Consider the following 16,607-nt stretch of genomic DNA (forward strand, 5'->3'; position numbering starts at 1 on the left):
AGGTTGCGCGCACATATGCGGGGGAGGGCACTCACCTTGCACTGCGGTTACCGGAAGTGGGACCATTTCACGGTTCCCTGTCGCCCCAAGGTAGGTCACCTGTGTCCCAGCACATAGCCAAGCCCCGTACCACCGCAGTGATCCTGGCCGGTGGCACCGGTCAGCGGGTGGGTCTGTCGATCCCCAAGCAGCTGCTGAAGATCGCCGGGAAGGCAGTCATCGAGCACACCCTGACCACCTTCGAGAACGCCGACTCGATCGACGACATCATCGTGCTGATGGCCCCCGGCTATGTGCCGGACGTCGAGAAGATCGTCGCCAAGGCGGGCTTCACCAAGGTGAAGAAGATCATCGAGGGCGGTTCGACGCGGAACGAGACCACCGAGCGCGCCATCTCCGCGCTGGGTGAGGGCCTGGCCGAGGGCGAGGACCGCAACGTCCTGTTCCACGACGCCGTGCGCCCGCTGCTCTCGCAGCGCGTCATCGACGACTGCGTGGCCGCGCTGGACCGCTACCAGGCCGTGGACGTCGCCATCCCGTCCGCCGACACGATCATCGTGACGCGCACGCACGGCGAGGACGGCGAGTTCATCACCGAGATCCCGGACCGCTCCCGGCTCCGCCGCGGCCAGACCCCGCAGGCCTTCAAGCTGTCCACGATCCGCCGCGCCTACGACGTCGCCGCCGGCGACCCCAACTTCCAGGCCACGGACGACTGCTCGGTGGTCCTCAAGTACCTGCCGGACGTGCCGATCCACGTCGTCGCGGGCGACGAGTACAACATGAAGGTGACCCAGCCGGTCGACGTCTTCATCGCCGACAAGCTGTTCCAGCTCGCCTCCACCGCCGCGCCCGAGCAGAACGGCGAGGAGGCCTACCGCGAGCTCCTCACCGGCAAGACCGTCGTCATCTTCGGCGGCTCCTACGGCATCGGCAAGGACATCGCCGAACTCGCCGAGTCCTACGGCGCGGACGTCTACGCGCTCGGCCGCTCCACCACCGGCACCCACGTGGAGAACCCGGAGGAGGTCGACGACGCGCTGTCCAAGGCGTACGGGGAGACCGGCCGGATCGACTACGTCGTCAACACCGCGGGCGTGCTGCGCATCGGCAAGCTCGCCGAGACCGACAACGCCACCATCGAGGAGGCGCTGAAGGTCAACTACCTGGCCCCGGTGCAGATCGCGCGCTCCTCCTACAAGTACCTGGCGGAGACCAACGGCCAGCTGCTGCTGTACACCTCCAGCAGCTACACCCGCGGCCGCGCCGAGTACTCCCTGTACTCCTCCACGAAGGCCGCCATGGTGAACCTCACCCAGGCGCTGTCCGACGAGTGGGCCGGCGACGGCATCCGGGTCAACTGCATCAACCCCGAGCGCACCGCGACCCCGATGCGCACCAAGGCGTTCGGCCAGGAGCCCGCCGGCTCCCTGCTCTCCTCCGAGGCCGTGGCCCGTACCTCCCTGGACGTGCTGCTGTCCGAGCTGACCGGGCACGTCATCGACGTCCGCCAGCAGGACCCGACCGCGGGCGCCGCCAAGGCCTCCGGCTTCGAGCAGGCGCTGGCCACGGTGCTGGACCGTCAGGACGGCGTGTAATAATCAGGGGTAATTAAGCTTTTGGGAATTCAGGCCTCTGTGGGTATCCGTTCAGCGGGTATTCGCAGAGGCCTGTATCCGTACCCCACAGGAATTACCGGCTTCTCCCGACATTCCTGAACAAAACCGGCACTCCCCCCTCCCAGAGCAGGTTTCTCCGTGATATCCACCGCTATTCGCGTCGCCCGGGTGGGCAGCGCGGCCGAGCTGGCCGCGGCGGCCCTCGTGATGCTGGGCTTCCCGGCGCTCATGCTGGCCGCGCTCGTCCCGAGCGTTCCCGCCTTCGCGGCCCTGGCCGCCGTGACGTACCTGGCGGACCACTATCTGCACCGCAAGGGCAGCTACCTGATCAGCCGCCTCAGCAAGGTCCGGGCGGGCCTGTCGATCCGCTTCCTGATCCGCCAGCTGCTGCTCATCCTGCTGCTGGCGCGGCTGTCCCTCTCGGACGACCTGATCTTCTACGGCGCGGTCGCCTGCTTCATCGCCTTCTACGGGCTCCAGGCCCCGCACGGCGCCCTGGTCACGCTGATCCGCAACCGGCGCCGGATGCCGGTCGCCACCCGCAACATCGACCTGAAGTCCCGCATCCGCATCCCCGACGCCCCGCCGCGCGGGCTGCTGCACCGCTCCGCGGAGAAGATGCTCCACCTCGACCTGTTCGCGGTCGTCGGCATCCTGGTCTCGGCGCAGCTGGGGTCCGCCGGGTTCGGCTTCTTCGGCATCGGCCTGACCGTCGGCCTGGGCACCGGCTACATCCTGCGCCTCCTGCCGTACGTGAGCGGCCGGCGCGTCCCGCCGAAGGCCGAGATCGTCCTCGCCGCCGTCGACGACTGGCTGGCCGCCTACCGGCCCGAGACGGTCCTGTACTTCTCCGGCTCCAAGGACTCCGCGTACCAGGTCAACATGTGGCTGGAGACGATGGAGCAGCTGGACACCCGGCCGCTGATCATCCTCCGCGAGCGGGCCATCCTGAACAACCTCGCGCCCACCACGGTCCCCGTCATCTGCGTGCCCGGAGGGGTGCACCTGATGAACCTGGACCTGACCACCGTGCGGGTCGCCCTGTACGCGGCCAACGTCGGCAAGAACATCCACCTGCTGCGCGTGCCCACTATGAAGCACGTCTTCATCGGCCACGGCGACAGCGACAAGCTGGCCAGCGTCAACCCGTACAGCAAGGTGTACGACGAGGTGTGGACCGCCGGCCGGGCCGGCCGCGACCGGTACGCCATCGCCGACGTCGGCGTCCGCGACGAGGACATCGTGGAGGTCGGCCGCCCGCAGCTCGCCCCCATCCAGGGCTGGCACGGCGTGCCCGAGGGCCGCGTCCCGACCGTCCTGTACGCCCCCACCTGGGAGGGCTGGGACGGCAACCCCGGCAACACCTCGATCGTGCTGGCCGGCGAGAACATCGTGAACAAGCTGATCACGGCCGACCCGCCGGTGCGCGTGCTGTACAAGCCGCACCCGTTCACCGGCACCGTCAGCAAGGACGCCAAGGCCGCCCACCAGCGCATCACCGCCCTGGTCGAGAAGGCCGCCGCCGAGCGCGCGGCCGACTCCCGGTTCACCGCCGACACCGCCGCCATGGAGCAGGCCCGGGCCGAGCTGACCCGCATCCAGGCCCGGCTCGACGAGCTGACCGTCGCCGCCGGCACCAAGGGCGACGAGGCCGAGGCCACCCGCGACGGCATCGTGGACGTGCACCGGCACGAGGAGATCGCCCGGCTGCGCGCCGAGTGGAACGACGCCTACTGGCGTTCCTTCCCCTCGTACGAGCACCGGGTCATCACGGGCGCCCAGCCGCGCCTGTACGACTGCTTCAACGTCTCCGACGCGATGGTCTCCGACATCTCCTCCGTGGTCTCCGACTTCATCGCGAGCGGCAAGCCCTACGCCGTCACCGACTCCGGCGAGCTGGGCGCCGAGGAGTTCAAGCGGCAGAACACGGCCGTGCGCGCCGCGGTGATCCTGTCCAACAGCGCGGCCGAGCTGGGCGGTCTGCTGGACGCCGTGCGCGACCCGGCGGGCGACCCGCTGGCCGAGGACCGCACGGAGCTGAAGCAGTACCTGCTCGGCCCGGACGAGCCGAAGTCCATCGACCAGTTCAACGCCGCGGTCGCCGACCTCGCCCTCAAGGCCGAGGCCCGCAACGTCGGCCAGCAGTCCCGGCTGGGCGCGGCGAACGCCGACCCCGCCGAGGCGGCCGAGCTGACCACCGCGGTGCCGGGCCAGCGCACCGCGACGGCCGGCGAGACGGACGGCGTGGCCGCGGGCTGACCGCCCCGGTGTGTACGTGTCAGGCCCCCGAGGGAATCCCTCGGGGGCCTTCGTCGTGCCCGGTCTTCCTGCCCGCGTCTTGCCCGGTTCTCAACCGTGGCCGGGCGTCTCTTACCCGGCGCCCGTACGGTGGCTGTGCACTCCCTGTGATGCCCGTCACTCATCACCCTGGGTAGGGCAACCGCTTCCCGTGGCTGTCCGTCTAACACCTTGGATTGAGGTAATACGGGGGAAATGTTTCGTGACCACGGGGATCCGTGACTAGGGGGAAGAGTGACCGTCGTGACGCAGCCTGATGTGAGCGTGATCATCGGGGCGTACGAAGCGATGCCGTACCTGGTCGAGTGCCTGGCATCCGTCGAGGCACAGACCATCGATCCGGCACGCCTGGAGGTCATCGCGGTCGACGACGGCTCGACCGACGGCACGGGGGAGTGCCTCGAGGAGTTCGCCGCCCGCGCCCCCATGCAGGTCACCGTGATCCGCCAGAAGAACTCCGGCGGCCCCAGCGGCCCGCGCAACGTCGGCCTCGGCAAGGCGGCCGGCCGCTTCGTCTTCTTCCTCGACGCCGACGACCGGCTCGGCCCGGAGGCCCTGGAGCGCATGGTCGCCATGGCCGACAGGAACGGCACGGACGTCGTCCTCGGCCGGGTCGAGGGCGTCAACCGCAGCGCGCCGAAGTCCATGTGGGGCAAGAACCTCGACCGGGCCGACGTCTTCACCTCGAACATCAAGTTCACGCTCAGCGCGCAGAAGCTGTTCCGCCGCTCCCTGCTGGAGCGGCACGGCATGCGGTTCGACGAGTCGCTGTTCACCGGCGAGGACGCCCTGTTCACGCTGGAGGCCTACCTGCGGGCGGACGGCGTCTCGGTGCTCTCCGACTACACCTGCTACTACCTGGTCGGCCGCGACGACGGCAAGCACGTCACCAAGAGCGGCAGCTACACCCTGCGCTTCGACTCCGCGCGCGCCCTGATGAAGCTGATCGCCGACATGGTCCCGGCCGGCGACAAGCGCGACCTGCTCATGGTCCGGCCGTTCCTCATCACGCTGCTGCCGCAGTTCGGGCCCAAGTTCCTCACCGACAGCGAAGAGGTCCGCCGGCACAAGTTCGAGCTGGCCAAGCCGCTGATGGACGCCTACTGGACGCCCGGGGTGGCCCGCCGCCTCAAGGTGCACGAGCGGCTGCGGCTGCACCTGGTCGCCATGCAGCGCGCCGACCTGCTGCTGGACGTCGTCACCTTCGTCAAGGCGAAGAAGCAGGCCGCGGCCGTGCTGGAGAAGCGCGGCACCCGCCTGTACCTGATCTACCCGCACTTCCGGTCCAGAGCGGCAGGCATCCCCGACGAGATGTACCTCGCCGACCCCCGCGAGGCCCGCGCCTTCGAGGGCTACCGCGAGGCGGTCGCCAACTCCGTGCCGCGCCGCGCCCTGCGCAAGGCGCGGCGGATCCTGCGCCGGGCGCTGCCGGGCAAGCGCTTCGGAGCGGCGGCGGCCTGAGCGCCCCGCCGGGTACGGCGTCCGGGCCCCGAGCCGGCGCGCCCGGGACCCTGCGCCCCGCCGCGGGCCACTGCCTGCCCGGCCGCGGGGCGCGACGCAGGGGCTACTGCCTGCCCGACTGCAGGGCGCGACGCAGGGGCCGGCCGACGACGCGGCGCGCGCGCCGGTAGACGGACGCGGCCGGGGCCGGTACCGCCGCGGCCTTCTGGGCCTTCGTCTTCTGCGTCTTCGCCAGTTCCCGCCGCAACAAGGCGTTGTCCTGGGTCAGTTCGGTGACCTGGCTGTGCAGCCAGCCGAACCGGCTGCTGAGCGAGGCGAGATCGGTCTCGTTCCACGGCCGGACGCCCGGAGGGAACGGCAGCGCGCGCATCTTCTCGTCGAAGGCCGCCCCGCCGTCGCCGTGCGTGAAGGTGTTCTGCAGCCCGTTGGCGTCCAGGAACCGCACGAACCGGCCGAAGCGTTCCGCGTGGTTCCCCACCAGCCCGCTCAGGTCCGCCTGCTCGTACAGCCGGGCCGGATCCGCCGCCTCGGGATCCTTCGCGGCCTGGTCCAGGCGCATGTGCGGGATCTCGAAGTAGCGGCACAGCTCCAGCGTGCGCGAGTCCCCGCACAGCACCGTCGCGGGCGTCCCCGCCAGCAGCGCCGCGATGTTGCCGTGGATGCGGGAGCCGAAGGAGAAGTCGAAGGACCGCAGGTCGCCGATCCAGGTGACCGGGTCGACATAGACCCGCACCTTGCCCTCCCGGTACATCGGGTGGTCCGGGTGCGTCGGCATCGCCGTCACGCGGGCGTTCGGGTCCGTCAGATCCCGCCAGTGCAGCTGCCGCGCGTCACTGATGTTCTGGCCGACGAAGCACAGGTTCGGGTAGCGGGCGTGGGTCCGGCCGATGATCCGGTCCAGGCCCTGCTTCTGCACCGCGCTGTGCGAACCGTTCACGGCGACCCGCGCGTCCGCGGTCAGCTCCGGGACCTTCTTGCGCACGTCGAGGTCACCGCCGTACAGGAACATCGACGGGCAGCCGATGACCTCGACGTCCCGGAAGCCCATGTCGCGCAGGTACTGCTCGGTGAACTCGCCGCGCACCCCGATCGAGGCGCTGCGCTCCAGCACCGCCGCGCAGAACTCGCGCACCGACTGTTCCATCGGCTTCAGCCGCGCCGGGTCGTAGCCCAGCCCGGTCTGCGCGCCGACGCCCAGGACCACCACCGGGATCCGCAGCTTGCCGATCAGCCGGGTCAGCCGCTTCAGCCGGCCTTCGAAGGACGGCCGGAAGGCGTTGGCCAGCGGCACGACGAACGCGTCGTACTCCGCGTTGATGCGGGCGGCCGCCGCCACGTCCGTGCCGACGCCGTTGGAGACGACCTCGGTCCGCGGCGTCTCGAGGATCTTGTGCGCCGCGTCGCTGAAGATCAGGTTGCCGGCGTTGGTGGCGATGACGTCCCGGTGGAGGGCCTCCTCGACGGAGAGGACGTCGTACGGGCTCTTGCCCGAGCGCAGCAGGATGCGCTTCACAGGGGGAACAGTAGGTGACACAAACTTCAACTTATGTTGGGAAGACGTTTAATTTCTACGGACAACCAATACAACTTTTTTGCCGTACGCAAACGGTGAGCGAACGACTACGCTTCGCCTGTCCGGGAGCTGGACCGGTGCGCACCGCCCGATCCGCTTCGCGTAGATTGCCGCACAGGAGCAGCTGGGACACGCGCGCGAGGGGACCGAGGGCAAGGTGGCAAGGGCAAGGCAGGCCGTGGGCGACGCCCGCAGGATCGTCGTCAAGGTGGGCTCCTCCTCGCTGACCACCGCGGCGGGCGGCCTCGACGCCGACCGCGTCGACGCGCTCGTCGACGTCCTCGCCAAGATCCGCGGCGGCGGCGAGAAGGAGATCGTGCTCGTCTCCTCCGGCGCCATCGCCGCCGGCCTCGCCCCGCTCGGCCTGCCCCGCCGCCCCAAGGACCTGGCCCGCCAGCAGGCCGCCGCCAGCGTCGGCCAGGGCCTGCTCGTCGCCCGCTACACCGCCTCCTTCGCCCGCTACGGCGTCCGCGTCGGCCAAGTCCTGCTCACCAGCGACGACATGAGCCGTCGCGCCCACCACCGCAACGCCTCCCGCACCCTCGACAAGCTGCTCGCGATGGGCGCCTTCCCGGTCGTCAACGAGAACGACACCGTCGCCACCGACGAGATCCGCTTCGGCGACAACGACCGCCTCGCCGCCCTCGTCGCCCATCTCGTCCACGCCGACCTCCTCGTCCTCCTCTCCGACGTCGACGGCGTCTACGACGGCGACCCCGGCAGGCCCGGCACCTCCCGGATAGCCGAGGTGCGCGGGCCGGAGGACCTCGCCGGCGTCGAGATCGGCAGCGCGGGCAAGGCCGGCGTCGGCACCGGCGGCATGGTCACCAAGGTGGAGGCCGCCCGGATCGCCGCCGCCGCCGGCATCCCGGTGGTGCTGACCAGCGCCGTCCACGCGGCCGAGGCCCTGGCCGGCGGTGACACCGGCACCTACTTCCACCCCTCCGGCAAGCGCTCCGCCGACCGGCTCCTGTGGCTCCAGCACGCCTCCACCCCGCAGGGCGCCCTGATCCTGGACGACGGAGCGGTGGACGCCGTCGTGAAGCGGCGCACGTCGCTGCTGCCCGCCGGAATCGCCGCCGTCGAGGGCGAGTTCAGCGCCGGCGACCCCGTCGAGCTGCGGGACGCCGCCGGCCGCGCGGTGGCCCGGGGGCTCGTCAACTTCGACGCCAAGGAGATCCCCCGGCTGATCGGACGGTCGACCCGGGAGCTGGCACGCGAGCTGGGTCCGGCGTACGAGCGCGAGGTCGTACACAGGGACGATCTCGTGCTCCTGCACGCCTGACTCTCGCAAAACAGCTCGTAAAACAGGGCGTAAGGAACGACCCCGGTGGGGGACGTTCCGCAAAACCACCACGCGGAGCCCTGCGGCCTGCTCAACTTTCTCTGGGGGACATGTCGAGAGGACACGTTCGGTCAAGGGGCCGAGCGAGCTGTACGAGGCATGCGGGCGCATGCGCGTGATGCACCTCGTGCGTCAGAGAGGCGACGTGTGTGCCATGTCGTGCCACACGAGTGACGCGAGCCATGCGAGGCATGCGAGCCATGCGTGAAGGAGGCCGTCGTGAGACGAGTGCGCCCTGGGGCGGCGTCCCGCGGTGCTCTGACGAGCGTCGCGGCCGGGGACACCTATGAGGAACCCGAGGACCTGCCCAGGCTGTGGCACGTCACCCTCAGCGTCTCCGGGGAGAAGGTCGCGCTGCCCGAACTGCGGCGGGCCCTGGAACAGCTCGCCCACGACCATCCCTTCCTGCTGACCAGCAGATACGCGACCGACCACGCCGAGATCCGGTACTGGGAAGAGGCCCGCGACCTGCACGACGCCGCCGCCGTGGCACTGCGCCTGTGGGGCGAGCACCGGCAGAGCGCCGGCCTGCCGGCCTGGGAGATCGTCGGCCTGGAGGTCATCGACCGCGAGACCTACCACCACCGCATCGCCGAGGGCTACGGCCCCGCACCGGCGACACCGGTGGGAGTGCATCCGTTCTGACGGCGGTGTCTCAGGGCTCCTCAGGGCTGCCTCGGGGCTGCCTCAGGGGTGGCGACCTGTGGGGGTGCCGGCCTGTGGGGGTGCCGAGGGCTGCCGAGGCCGGGGAGGCGCGGGGCGTGCGGGGGGAGCCGCTGCGGGTTCGCCCGTTTTGGGGTGTCTCGGGGTGTGGGACGGCCGCTGAACGGCCGCGTCCCGCGCACTACCCTTCCCTCATGACCACGCTCTCACCGTACGACTCGATGTCCCCGGTCACCCAGGCCGCCTACCGGGCGAAGGCCGCCGCCGCCGACCTCGCGCCGCTCCCGCGGGCCGTGAAGGACGACGCGCTGCTCGCCATCGCCGACGCCCTGGAGGTCCGGACCGCCGAGATCGTCGAGGCCAACGCCAAGGACGTGGCCAAGGCCCGGGAGAACGGGACCAGCGAGGCCATCGTCGACCGTCTCACCCTCACCCCCGAGCGGGTCCGCGCCATCGCCGCCGACGTCCGCGACGTCGCGAAGCTGCCCGACCCGGTCGGTGAGGTCGTCCGCGGCTCCACCCTCCCCAACGGCATCGACCTGCGCCAGGTCCGCGTCCCGCTCGGCGTCGTCGGCATCATCTACGAGGCCCGCCCGAACGTCACCGTCGACGCCGCCGCCCTCTGCCTGAAGTCCGGCAACGCCGTCCTGCTGCGCGGCTCCGGTTCCGCCTACGAGTCCAACACCGCCCTCGTCCGGGTGATCCGCGACGCCGTCGGCGGTGCCGGCCTGCCCGCCGACGCCGTCCAGCTGGTGCCCGGCGAGAGCCGCGACTCCGTCCGTGAGCTGATGCGCGCCCGCGGCCTGGTCGACGTCCTCATCCCGCGCGGCGGCGCCTCCCTGATCCGGACCGTGGTCAACGAGTCCACCGTCCCCGTGATCGAGACCGGCACCGGCAACTGCCACGTCTACGTCGACGCCCAGGCCGACATCGACACGGCCGTCGAGATCCTGATCAACTCCAAGGCCCAGCGGGTCAGCGTCTGCAACGCCGCCGAGACCCTCCTCGTCCACCAGGACATCGCCCCCGAGTTCCTGCCGCGCGCCCTGGACGCCCTCGCCGAGGCCGGCGTCACCGTCCACGCCGACGACCGGGTCATGGCCTATGCCAAGGACTCCAAGGCCACCGTCGTCGAGGCGACCCCCGAGGACTGGGAGACCGAGTACCTGTCCTACGACATCGCCGCCGCGGTGGTCGACTCGCTGGACAGGGCCGTCGAGCACATCCGGCTGTGGACCTCCGGCCACACCGAGGCCATCGTCACCACGTCCCAGCAGGCCGCCCGCCGCTTCACCCAGCTGGTCGACTCCACCACCGTCGCCGTGAACGCCTCCACCCGGTTCACCGACGGCGGCCAGTTCGGCTTCGGCGCCGAGATCGGCATCTCCACCCAGAAGCTGCACGCCCGCGGCCCGATGGGCCTGCCGGAGCTGACCAGCACGAAGTACATCGTCACCGGCGACGGGCACGTACGCCGCTGAAGTTCACCCGTCCGGCCCACGGTCCCGCTGCCCGCGCGCGGTGGCCGGAAGGCGTCTCGCCAGGCAGACGAATTTCCATACCGTCTGCCCAAATTGACCCCCCAGGTCTACTCTGGACCCGTGCCGGAGGACGTGGGGGGCACGCCGTTCCCGGACGGCTGGGAGCCCGACGACGACCACGACCGCGGGGTGTCGGACGAAGAGTTCGCCTCCGTGGTCTTCGACGAGGCCTTCGTGCGGGCGGCCACCTTCCACGAGCCGACCGCCGTGGAACGCCTCCTCGCCGCCGCACAGGCCAGAGCCGAGGCATCCGAGGCGGAGGCCCGCCGCGCACACGCCCGGGGCGAGCGCTACGACGACGGCTACGGCCCGGATCGCACCGGATTCAGCCAAGATCACGGCGATGACGAGTCCGACGACGCCTATCTCCTCGGCGACCGCCACGGCACCTTCGGCCCCTACGGCAAGCAGGTCCGCTGGCACCGGCCCGTGGCCTGGGTCCTCGCCGTCGTGATGGGGATCGGCATGGTCGCCCTGGCCTTCGCCGCCGTCTACCGGGGAGGCTCCTCGGGCGCCCGCGACCGGGTACCCGCCCCCGCCTCGACCGGTCTGGAACAGGGCGCTTCCGCCGTTCCCCGGGTCTCCGCGGACCCCTCCCGGCCGGCCGTCCCGGCCGTCCCGCCCGCACCCTGAAAAGCCCCCCCGCTCTTGGTGAGAACCTGTCAGAAGTTGTCGCGCGACGGGGCGTTTACCCGAGCCTCACGAGACCTACCCTGAAAGTATGGGCGGGCCTGGAGACCCACCGGAGGGGACACCCGAGGGCGGCCCCGGCGGTGCGGAGGACGAATACCGATCCGTCGTCTTCGACGAGTCGTTCGTCCGTGCTGCGCGGCTCCAGGAGTTCTCCGCCCAGGAGCGGATGGCCGACCACGCGCCCGCCGTCCGCCGCCGCCCGTCCCGGCACCGCCGGCTCACCCGGCAGGCCCTGATCCTCGTCGTACTGATCGCCGTGGCCTTCGGCACCGCGATCTACATGGGCGTCCGCCACCCCTACGGCTCCCCGCCGGCCCGCCGGAGCGCGGAGTCCCTGCGGATGACGGTGATCCCGCTCGCCCCCCAGGGCAAGGTGCCCGGTGCCGCCGACGCCGAGAGCCTCTACGCACGCAGCCCCGCCGCCCCCTTCGAGACCGGCGCCGAGGGCATACCCCTGCCGGCCTCCCGCAGCACCGCCCACTTCTCCGACGGCCAGGTGGTGACCGCCCTCACCACCGCCAAGGACTACATCGTCCGCTCCTCGCTCTACCCCGAGGTGCTCACCGGCCGCGAGGTGCGCCCCGCCCGCGCCCTGATCGACTCCGCGCAGCTCGACCAGTTCGACCAGAGCTTCGACCACCCGGCGGCGGACGGCCGGCACGCGCCCACGGGCTGGGTGGTCCGCATCGACCCCGCCCGGGCCCAGCTGGCCGACGACAGGATCCGCGTCTCCGGCAGCCTGCGGGCCACCGAGGCCGACTCGTCGACGCTCGAGGTCACCGCCGACCACACCTTCGTCTACGCCCTGCGGGCCACCGGTGCCCCCGCCGGCGCCCGCGCCTCCCTCTTCACGGTCCGCCGCGCGCTCACTTTCCACTTCGACCGTGACGACCTGCGCACCCACCAGGTGCAGCTGATCAACTCCTCCGTGCAGGCGGGTCCCCTCGCCTGCGCCGAGGACTCCTCCGCCTACCTCCGCCCCCTCCTGGCCGGCCAGACGGCCAGGTCGGGCGTTCCCGCGGGCACCAACCCCTACGACACGGACAGCGCCCCGGCCCTCTGCGGCACGCTGGCCGCCGACGCGCAGCCGAAGGTCTGACCGCATCCCCGGGCTCCGCCCGCTCCTCCCTGGGCCGCGCCCGCACCCGGGAGCTGCCGGACAGCCGGAGCCCGGTGCCGTTGGCCAGGTGCCGGTGCCGGTGCCGCCTCTGTGCCGGGGCTCGCCTACTCCTCGGCGCCGCCCGGCGTGTCCCCCGGGGCCGGCGGCGGGCTCCGGAAGCCGTCGAAGCCCCGGCGGACCCGGCCGCCGAGGTCGCCCGCGCCGCCCGCGAGGTCCGTGACCAGCTTCATCAACGGGTCCTTGGAGCCCTTCACGTCGCTCGCGTAGCTGGCCGCCGACTCACGGAAGGAGTCGCTGACGGAGGTGTCCTTGTCCTCGCTGCGCCGCGGGTAGTGGCCGTCCATGATCCGCTGGTAGTCCCGGGACTCCGCCCACTTCTTCAGCTCGGCGGCCCGCACGGTGGTGAACGGGTGCGAGCGGGGCAGCACGTTCAGGATCTTGAGCACGGAGTCGCGCAGGTCACCCCCGGCTTCGTACTCCTCGGCCTGTTCCAGGAACGCGTCCACGTTCATCTCGTGCAGGTGGTTGCCGCCCGCGATCTTCATCAGGCCCCGCATCGAGGCCAGGACGTCCTGGCCGACCAGCAGGCCCGCCCGGTCGGCGGACAGCTCCGACTTGCGGAACCACTCCCGCAGCGCCGTGATGATCGCCATCACCGCGAGGTTGCCGAGCGGGATCCAGGCGACCTTCAGCGCGAGGTTCGTCAGGAACAGCAGGACCGTGCGGTAGACCGCGTGCCCGGACAGCGCGTGCCCCACCTCGTGCCCGACGACCGCCCGCATCTCCTCCTCGTCCAGCAGCTCGACGAGCCCGGTGCTGACCACGATGATCGGCTCGTCCAGGCCGATGCACATCGCGTTCGGCTGCGGATCCTGCGTGACGTACATCGGCGGGACCTTCTGCAGGTCCAGGATGTAACAGGCGTCCAGCAGCATGTCGTGCAGGTGCGCGAACTGCCGCTCGGAGACCCGCACCGAGTCCGAGAGGAACAGCAGCCGCAAACTGCGCTCCGGCAGGAGCCCGCTGAGCGCCTTGAAGACCGTGTCGAAGCCGCTCAGCTTGCGCAGCGCGACCAGGGCCGAGCGGTCCGCCGGGTGCTCGTAGGCGCGGGTGGAGATCCCGGGGAAGCGCCTGCGCTGCCTGCTCGGCACCCGCTCGTGCCCCGTGCCCTGCCGGCCGTCGTCGGACATGAATCCCCCATGTGCGTATGAGTGCCCACTGTGCCCCCGAGGCGAGGCCCAGCCTAGGCGGAGATACCGTGGTCGGGCAGTACACCCCGAAGGAGTCCACGCCATGGAGCACCACCCCGCAGCCGCATGGCTGACCGAGGCCGCCGCGAGCGCCGTCCAGCAGCACGGGACGGGGAACCTGCTCCGCGTCGTACTGATCGTGATGTTCCTCGGCTGTGCACTGACCGCGTGGCTCCTGCTGCGCGGCTACAAGCGGAAGGACGACTGACGAGCGGGGAAAGTTCCCCCCGCCCGGCGGCCGGCGATCACCGCCGTCCGACGGCCGGTGATCCCCACCGCCGCGGGGCCGCCGGCGCCCCGCGAGCCCAACGGTGGAGTCGGCGTGATGGCCGCGGGGCCGCCCGCTTACGATGAGCCGACATCTTTATTCCGCCCACACGCGATAGGTCCTGCCGAAGATGAGCTTCCACAGCGCCGCAGCCCAGTTGGTCACCCTTGCCGCCGAGGGCGGGGAGCACGGCGGAAACCACAACAGCCTGAACCCGGCCGTCACCGGCGGCGGCGCCCTGGTCATCCTGCTCCTGCTGCTGTGGATCACCACGCGCTTCAACCGCGACCGCTGAGCGGGGACCCCGTCCCCGGCCGGACGTCCGAGACCGGGCCGGTAGGGTCTGCACGCATGGGAGAGCAGGACATGCCTACCGGTCCGGCGCACGAGACGGCCGACGACACGGTGCAGCACCCGCAGTACGGACCGGGCAACGGCCCCGCCCACACGGGCAAGCGGCGCCTGGGAGTCATGGGCGGCACCTTCGACCCGATCCACCACGGGCACCTCGTGGCGGCCAGCGAGGTCGCCGCGCAGTTCCAGCTGGACGAGGTGGTGTTCGTGCCCACCGGCCAGCCCTGGCAGAAGTCCCACCGCAAGGTCTCCCCGGCCGAGGACCGCTACCTGATGACGGTGATCGCGACCGCCGAGAACCCGCAGTTCTCCGTCAGCCGCATCGACATCGACCGCGGCGGCCCCACCTACACCGTCGACACCCTGCGGGACCTGCGCGCCCTCAACCCCGACACCGACCTCTTCTTCATCACCGGCGCCGACGCCCTCGCCCAGCTGCTGACCTGGCGCGACTCGGAGGAGCTGTTCTCCCTCGCGCACTTCATCGGCGTCACCCGCCCCGGCCACCACCTGACCGACCCCGGTCTCCCGGAGGGCGGCGTCTCGCTCGTGGAGGTGCCGGCGCTCGCCATCTCGTCCACGGAGTGCCGGGCGAGAGTCGCCAAGGGCGACCCCATCTGGTACATGGTGCCGGACGGAGTCGTGCGCTACATCGACAAGCGCGAGCTGTACCGCGGCGAGTGAGCCGAGAGGGGCACCGGTGAACGACCGATACGACGCGGGGGACGCAGGCTACGGCGCCGGCCCGTACGAAGTCGTCGGCTACGACGAGTACGGGCAGCCCGTGTACCGGCAGGTCCCGGCACAGCAGGCTCCCCAGGCCCAGCAGGCCGCCTATGATCCGTACGCCCAGCAGCACGGCTACGGCTACGACTCCTACGCCGCCGGCCAGCAGCAGGCGCCCTCCTACGGCTCCGGCCAGCAGCAGCCCGGCTACGACCCCTACGGCTCGCAAGCCCCTTACGACCCGTATGCCACCGGCACCCACCAGGACGGCACGGGCTACGACCCCTACGGGCAGGCGGCGAGCAGCGGGCAGCAGCCCCGGGTGGCCGAGCAGACCGCCTACATCCCGCAGCAGACCAGCCCGGCCGAGGACCTTCGGGCTCCGCAGGACCCCGAGCCGGCGCCGGGCGCTCCACATCACGGGACCGGACAGGACTACGGGACCGGGCAGGACTACGGGGCCGGACAGGACTACGGCACCGGACAGGACCACGGAACCGAGCCGGAGCACGGGAGCCGGCCCGAACACCGGACCGAGCAGTTCGCCTTCGTCGAGGAGCCGGACGGCGACTCCGAGGACGTCATCGACTGGCTGAAGTTCACCGAGAACCGCACCGAGCGCCGCGAGGAGGCCCGCCGCCGCGCCCGGAGCCGGATCATCGCCCTCGTCGTCGTCCTCGCCCTCGTCGCGGCCGGCGGTGTGGGCTACCTCTGGTTCGCCGGAAAACTTCCCGGACTGTCCTCCTCCGACGGCAAGACCGGCGACGCCACACCGGTCGCGGCCCAGAAGCGCGACGTGCTCGTCGTCCACCTGCACAACACCGCCAAGGGGGGCACCTCCACGGCGCTGCTGGTCGACAACACCACCACCAAGCAGGGCACCACGGTCCTGCTGCCCAACTCCCTCGCGCTCACCGGGGACGACGGCTCCACCACCACCCTCGCCAAGTCCGTGGACGACGACGGCTCCTCCGGCACCCGTGACCAGCTCGACACCGTCCTCGGCACCAGCATCCAGGGCACCTGGCGCCTCGACACGCCCTACCTGCAGAACCTCGTCGAACTCGTCGGCAACATCGAGATCGACACCGACACGGACGTGCCCGACCCGGACACCAAGAAGAAGGGCGCCTCGCCGCTCGTCCACAAGGGCCACGACCAGACCCTCAGCGGCAAGATGGCCGTCGCCTACGCCACCTACCGCGCCCCCGGCGAGTCCGCGACCGCCCAGCTGGAGCGGTTCGGCCAGGTCATGCAGGGCGTGCTGCGCAAGATGTCCTCCGACCCGTCGTCCGCCACCACCACCGTCCAGACCCTCGCGCAGATCCTCGACCCTCCGCTCACCGACAAGGACCTCGGCGCCTTCCTCGCCAGGCTCGCCGACCTCGCCAAGAGCGGCGACTACAGGACGGCCCTGCTGCCCGTGCAGGCCGACGGCACGCTCAGCGCGCAGACCAGCGGCAGCGTGGTCAAGGACATCCTGGGCGGCACCGCCAAGAGCCCCGCGGCCGGCTCCGCGGTCCGGGTCTCCGTGCAGAACGCCACCGGGGTGAAGGACGACACCGAGAAGGCCCGCGTCGTGCTCCTCAACGGCGGCTTCACCTTCCTGGAGGGCGGCAGCGCCGCCGGCACCGAGGCCACCTCGAAGGTGCTCTACGCGGACGGTGCGGACAAGGCGAACGCCACCGAGGTCGCC

The 16,607-nt window shown here is 71.1% G+C and carries 14 protein-coding genes; 12 read left to right on the forward strand and 2 right to left on the reverse strand.

Translation table 11 applies throughout. The features are described from left to right. Positions 1-101 precede the first annotated feature (101 nt). From IE312_RS22930 to IE312_RS22940, 3 genes are all read left to right on the forward strand, one after another. The gene (locus IE312_RS22930; RefSeq protein ID WP_189984231.1) at positions 102-1,598 is read left to right on the forward strand and encodes a bifunctional cytidylyltransferase/SDR family oxidoreductase; all 1,497 of its coding nucleotides are present in this window, start codon (positions 102-104) and stop codon (positions 1,596-1,598) included. A 159-nt stretch (positions 1,599-1,757) separates the two neighbouring features. Then, positions 1,758-3,878: a CDP-glycerol glycerophosphotransferase family protein gene (locus IE312_RS22935; protein ID WP_229900308.1), complete on the forward strand. Its 2,121-nt coding sequence runs from the start codon at positions 1,758-1,760 to the stop codon at positions 3,876-3,878. Positions 3,879-4,160: 282 nt separating this feature from the next. Further along, positions 4,161-5,378 (forward strand): glycosyltransferase family 2 protein, encoded by a 1,218-nt coding sequence (locus tag IE312_RS22940; RefSeq protein ID WP_268254334.1) that lies wholly within the window; start codon positions 4,161-4,163, stop codon positions 5,376-5,378. Between the two features lie 103 nt (positions 5,379-5,481). Here the strand turns inward: IE312_RS22940 and IE312_RS22945 are convergent, their stop codons facing one another. After that, on the reverse strand, positions 5,482-6,891 hold the full coding sequence (locus IE312_RS22945; protein ID WP_189984232.1) for a polysaccharide pyruvyl transferase family protein: 1,410 nt from the start codon (positions 6,889-6,891) through the stop codon (positions 5,482-5,484). Between the two features lie 238 nt (positions 6,892-7,129). Between IE312_RS22945 and proB the strand changes: the two genes are divergently transcribed. The 5 genes from proB (at position 7,130) to IE312_RS22970 (ending at position 12,292) form a co-directional block, all read left to right on the forward strand. Then, the gene (proB, locus tag IE312_RS22950; protein WP_189984338.1) at positions 7,130-8,236 is read left to right on the forward strand and encodes a glutamate 5-kinase; all 1,107 of its coding nucleotides are present in this window, start codon (positions 7,130-7,132) and stop codon (positions 8,234-8,236) included. A 279-nt stretch (positions 8,237-8,515) separates the two neighbouring features. Then, on the forward strand, positions 8,516-8,941 hold the full coding sequence (locus IE312_RS22955) for a DUF8830 family protein (RefSeq protein ID WP_189984233.1): 426 nt from the start codon (positions 8,516-8,518) through the stop codon (positions 8,939-8,941). Positions 8,942-9,153: 212 nt separating this feature from the next. Next, the gene (locus IE312_RS22960) at positions 9,154-10,440 is read left to right on the forward strand and encodes a glutamate-5-semialdehyde dehydrogenase (RefSeq protein ID WP_189984234.1); all 1,287 of its coding nucleotides are present in this window, start codon (positions 9,154-9,156) and stop codon (positions 10,438-10,440) included. 120 nt (positions 10,441-10,560) lie between these two features. Further along, positions 10,561-11,133, forward strand: a complete 573-nt coding sequence (locus tag IE312_RS22965) for an SCO2584 family spore wall biosynthesis protein (protein ID WP_229900309.1) — start codon at positions 10,561-10,563, stop codon at positions 11,131-11,133. Positions 11,134-11,221: 88 nt separating this feature from the next. Beyond that, a complete protein-coding gene (locus tag IE312_RS22970) occupies positions 11,222-12,292 on the forward strand; it encodes an SCO2583 family membrane protein (protein ID WP_189984236.1) in 1,071 nt (356 codons plus the stop codon). A 125-nt stretch (positions 12,293-12,417) separates the two neighbouring features. On the opposite strand, the gene IE312_RS22975 is transcribed toward IE312_RS22970, so the two are convergent. Beyond that, on the reverse strand, positions 12,418-13,503 hold the full coding sequence (locus tag IE312_RS22975; protein ID WP_189984237.1) for a M48 family metallopeptidase: 1,086 nt from the start codon (positions 13,501-13,503) through the stop codon (positions 12,418-12,420). 103 nt (positions 13,504-13,606) lie between these two features. On the opposite strand from IE312_RS22975, the gene IE312_RS22980 reads away from it, so the two are divergent. From IE312_RS22980 to IE312_RS22995, 4 genes are all read left to right on the forward strand, one after another. Beyond that, positions 13,607-13,771, forward strand: coding sequence for a hypothetical protein (locus IE312_RS22980; RefSeq protein WP_189984238.1), 165 nt, complete (start codon positions 13,607-13,609; stop codon positions 13,769-13,771). Between the two features lie 190 nt (positions 13,772-13,961). Next, entirely contained in the window at positions 13,962-14,126 is a 165-nt protein-coding gene (locus IE312_RS22985) for a hypothetical protein (protein WP_030345028.1), read from the forward strand. Between the two features lie 56 nt (positions 14,127-14,182). Further along, the gene (gene nadD, locus IE312_RS22990; protein ID WP_189984239.1) at positions 14,183-14,869 is read left to right on the forward strand and encodes a nicotinate-nucleotide adenylyltransferase; all 687 of its coding nucleotides are present in this window, start codon (positions 14,183-14,185) and stop codon (positions 14,867-14,869) included. 16 nt (positions 14,870-14,885) lie between these two features. After that, on the forward strand, positions 14,886-16,607 hold a 1,722-nt coding region (locus tag IE312_RS22995), incomplete at its 3' end, for an LCP family protein (protein WP_229900310.1).

This window comes from Streptomyces capoamus (genome assembly GCF_014654935.1).
Classification (GTDB): domain Bacteria; phylum Actinomycetota; class Actinomycetes; order Streptomycetales; family Streptomycetaceae; genus Streptomyces; species Streptomyces capoamus.

Excerpts from the sequence above, each read along its gene's own strand:
- IE312_RS22960 (WP_189984234.1), top strand. The coding sequence starts at position 9,154 with ATGACCACGCTCTCACCGTACGACTCGATGTCCCCGGTCACCCAGGCC.
- IE312_RS22970 (WP_189984236.1), top strand. The coding sequence starts at position 11,222 with ATGGGCGGGCCTGGAGACCCACCGGAGGGGACACCCGAGGGCGGCCCC.
- IE312_RS22975 (WP_189984237.1), bottom strand. The coding sequence starts at position 13,503 with ATGTCCGACGACGGCCGGCAGGGCACGGGGCACGAGCGGGTGCCGAGC.
- IE312_RS22980 (WP_189984238.1), top strand. The coding sequence starts at position 13,607 with ATGGAGCACCACCCCGCAGCCGCATGGCTGACCGAGGCCGCCGCGAGC.
- IE312_RS22985 (WP_030345028.1), top strand. The coding sequence starts at position 13,962 with ATGAGCTTCCACAGCGCCGCAGCCCAGTTGGTCACCCTTGCCGCCGAG.
- nadD (WP_189984239.1), top strand. The coding sequence starts at position 14,183 with ATGGGAGAGCAGGACATGCCTACCGGTCCGGCGCACGAGACGGCCGAC.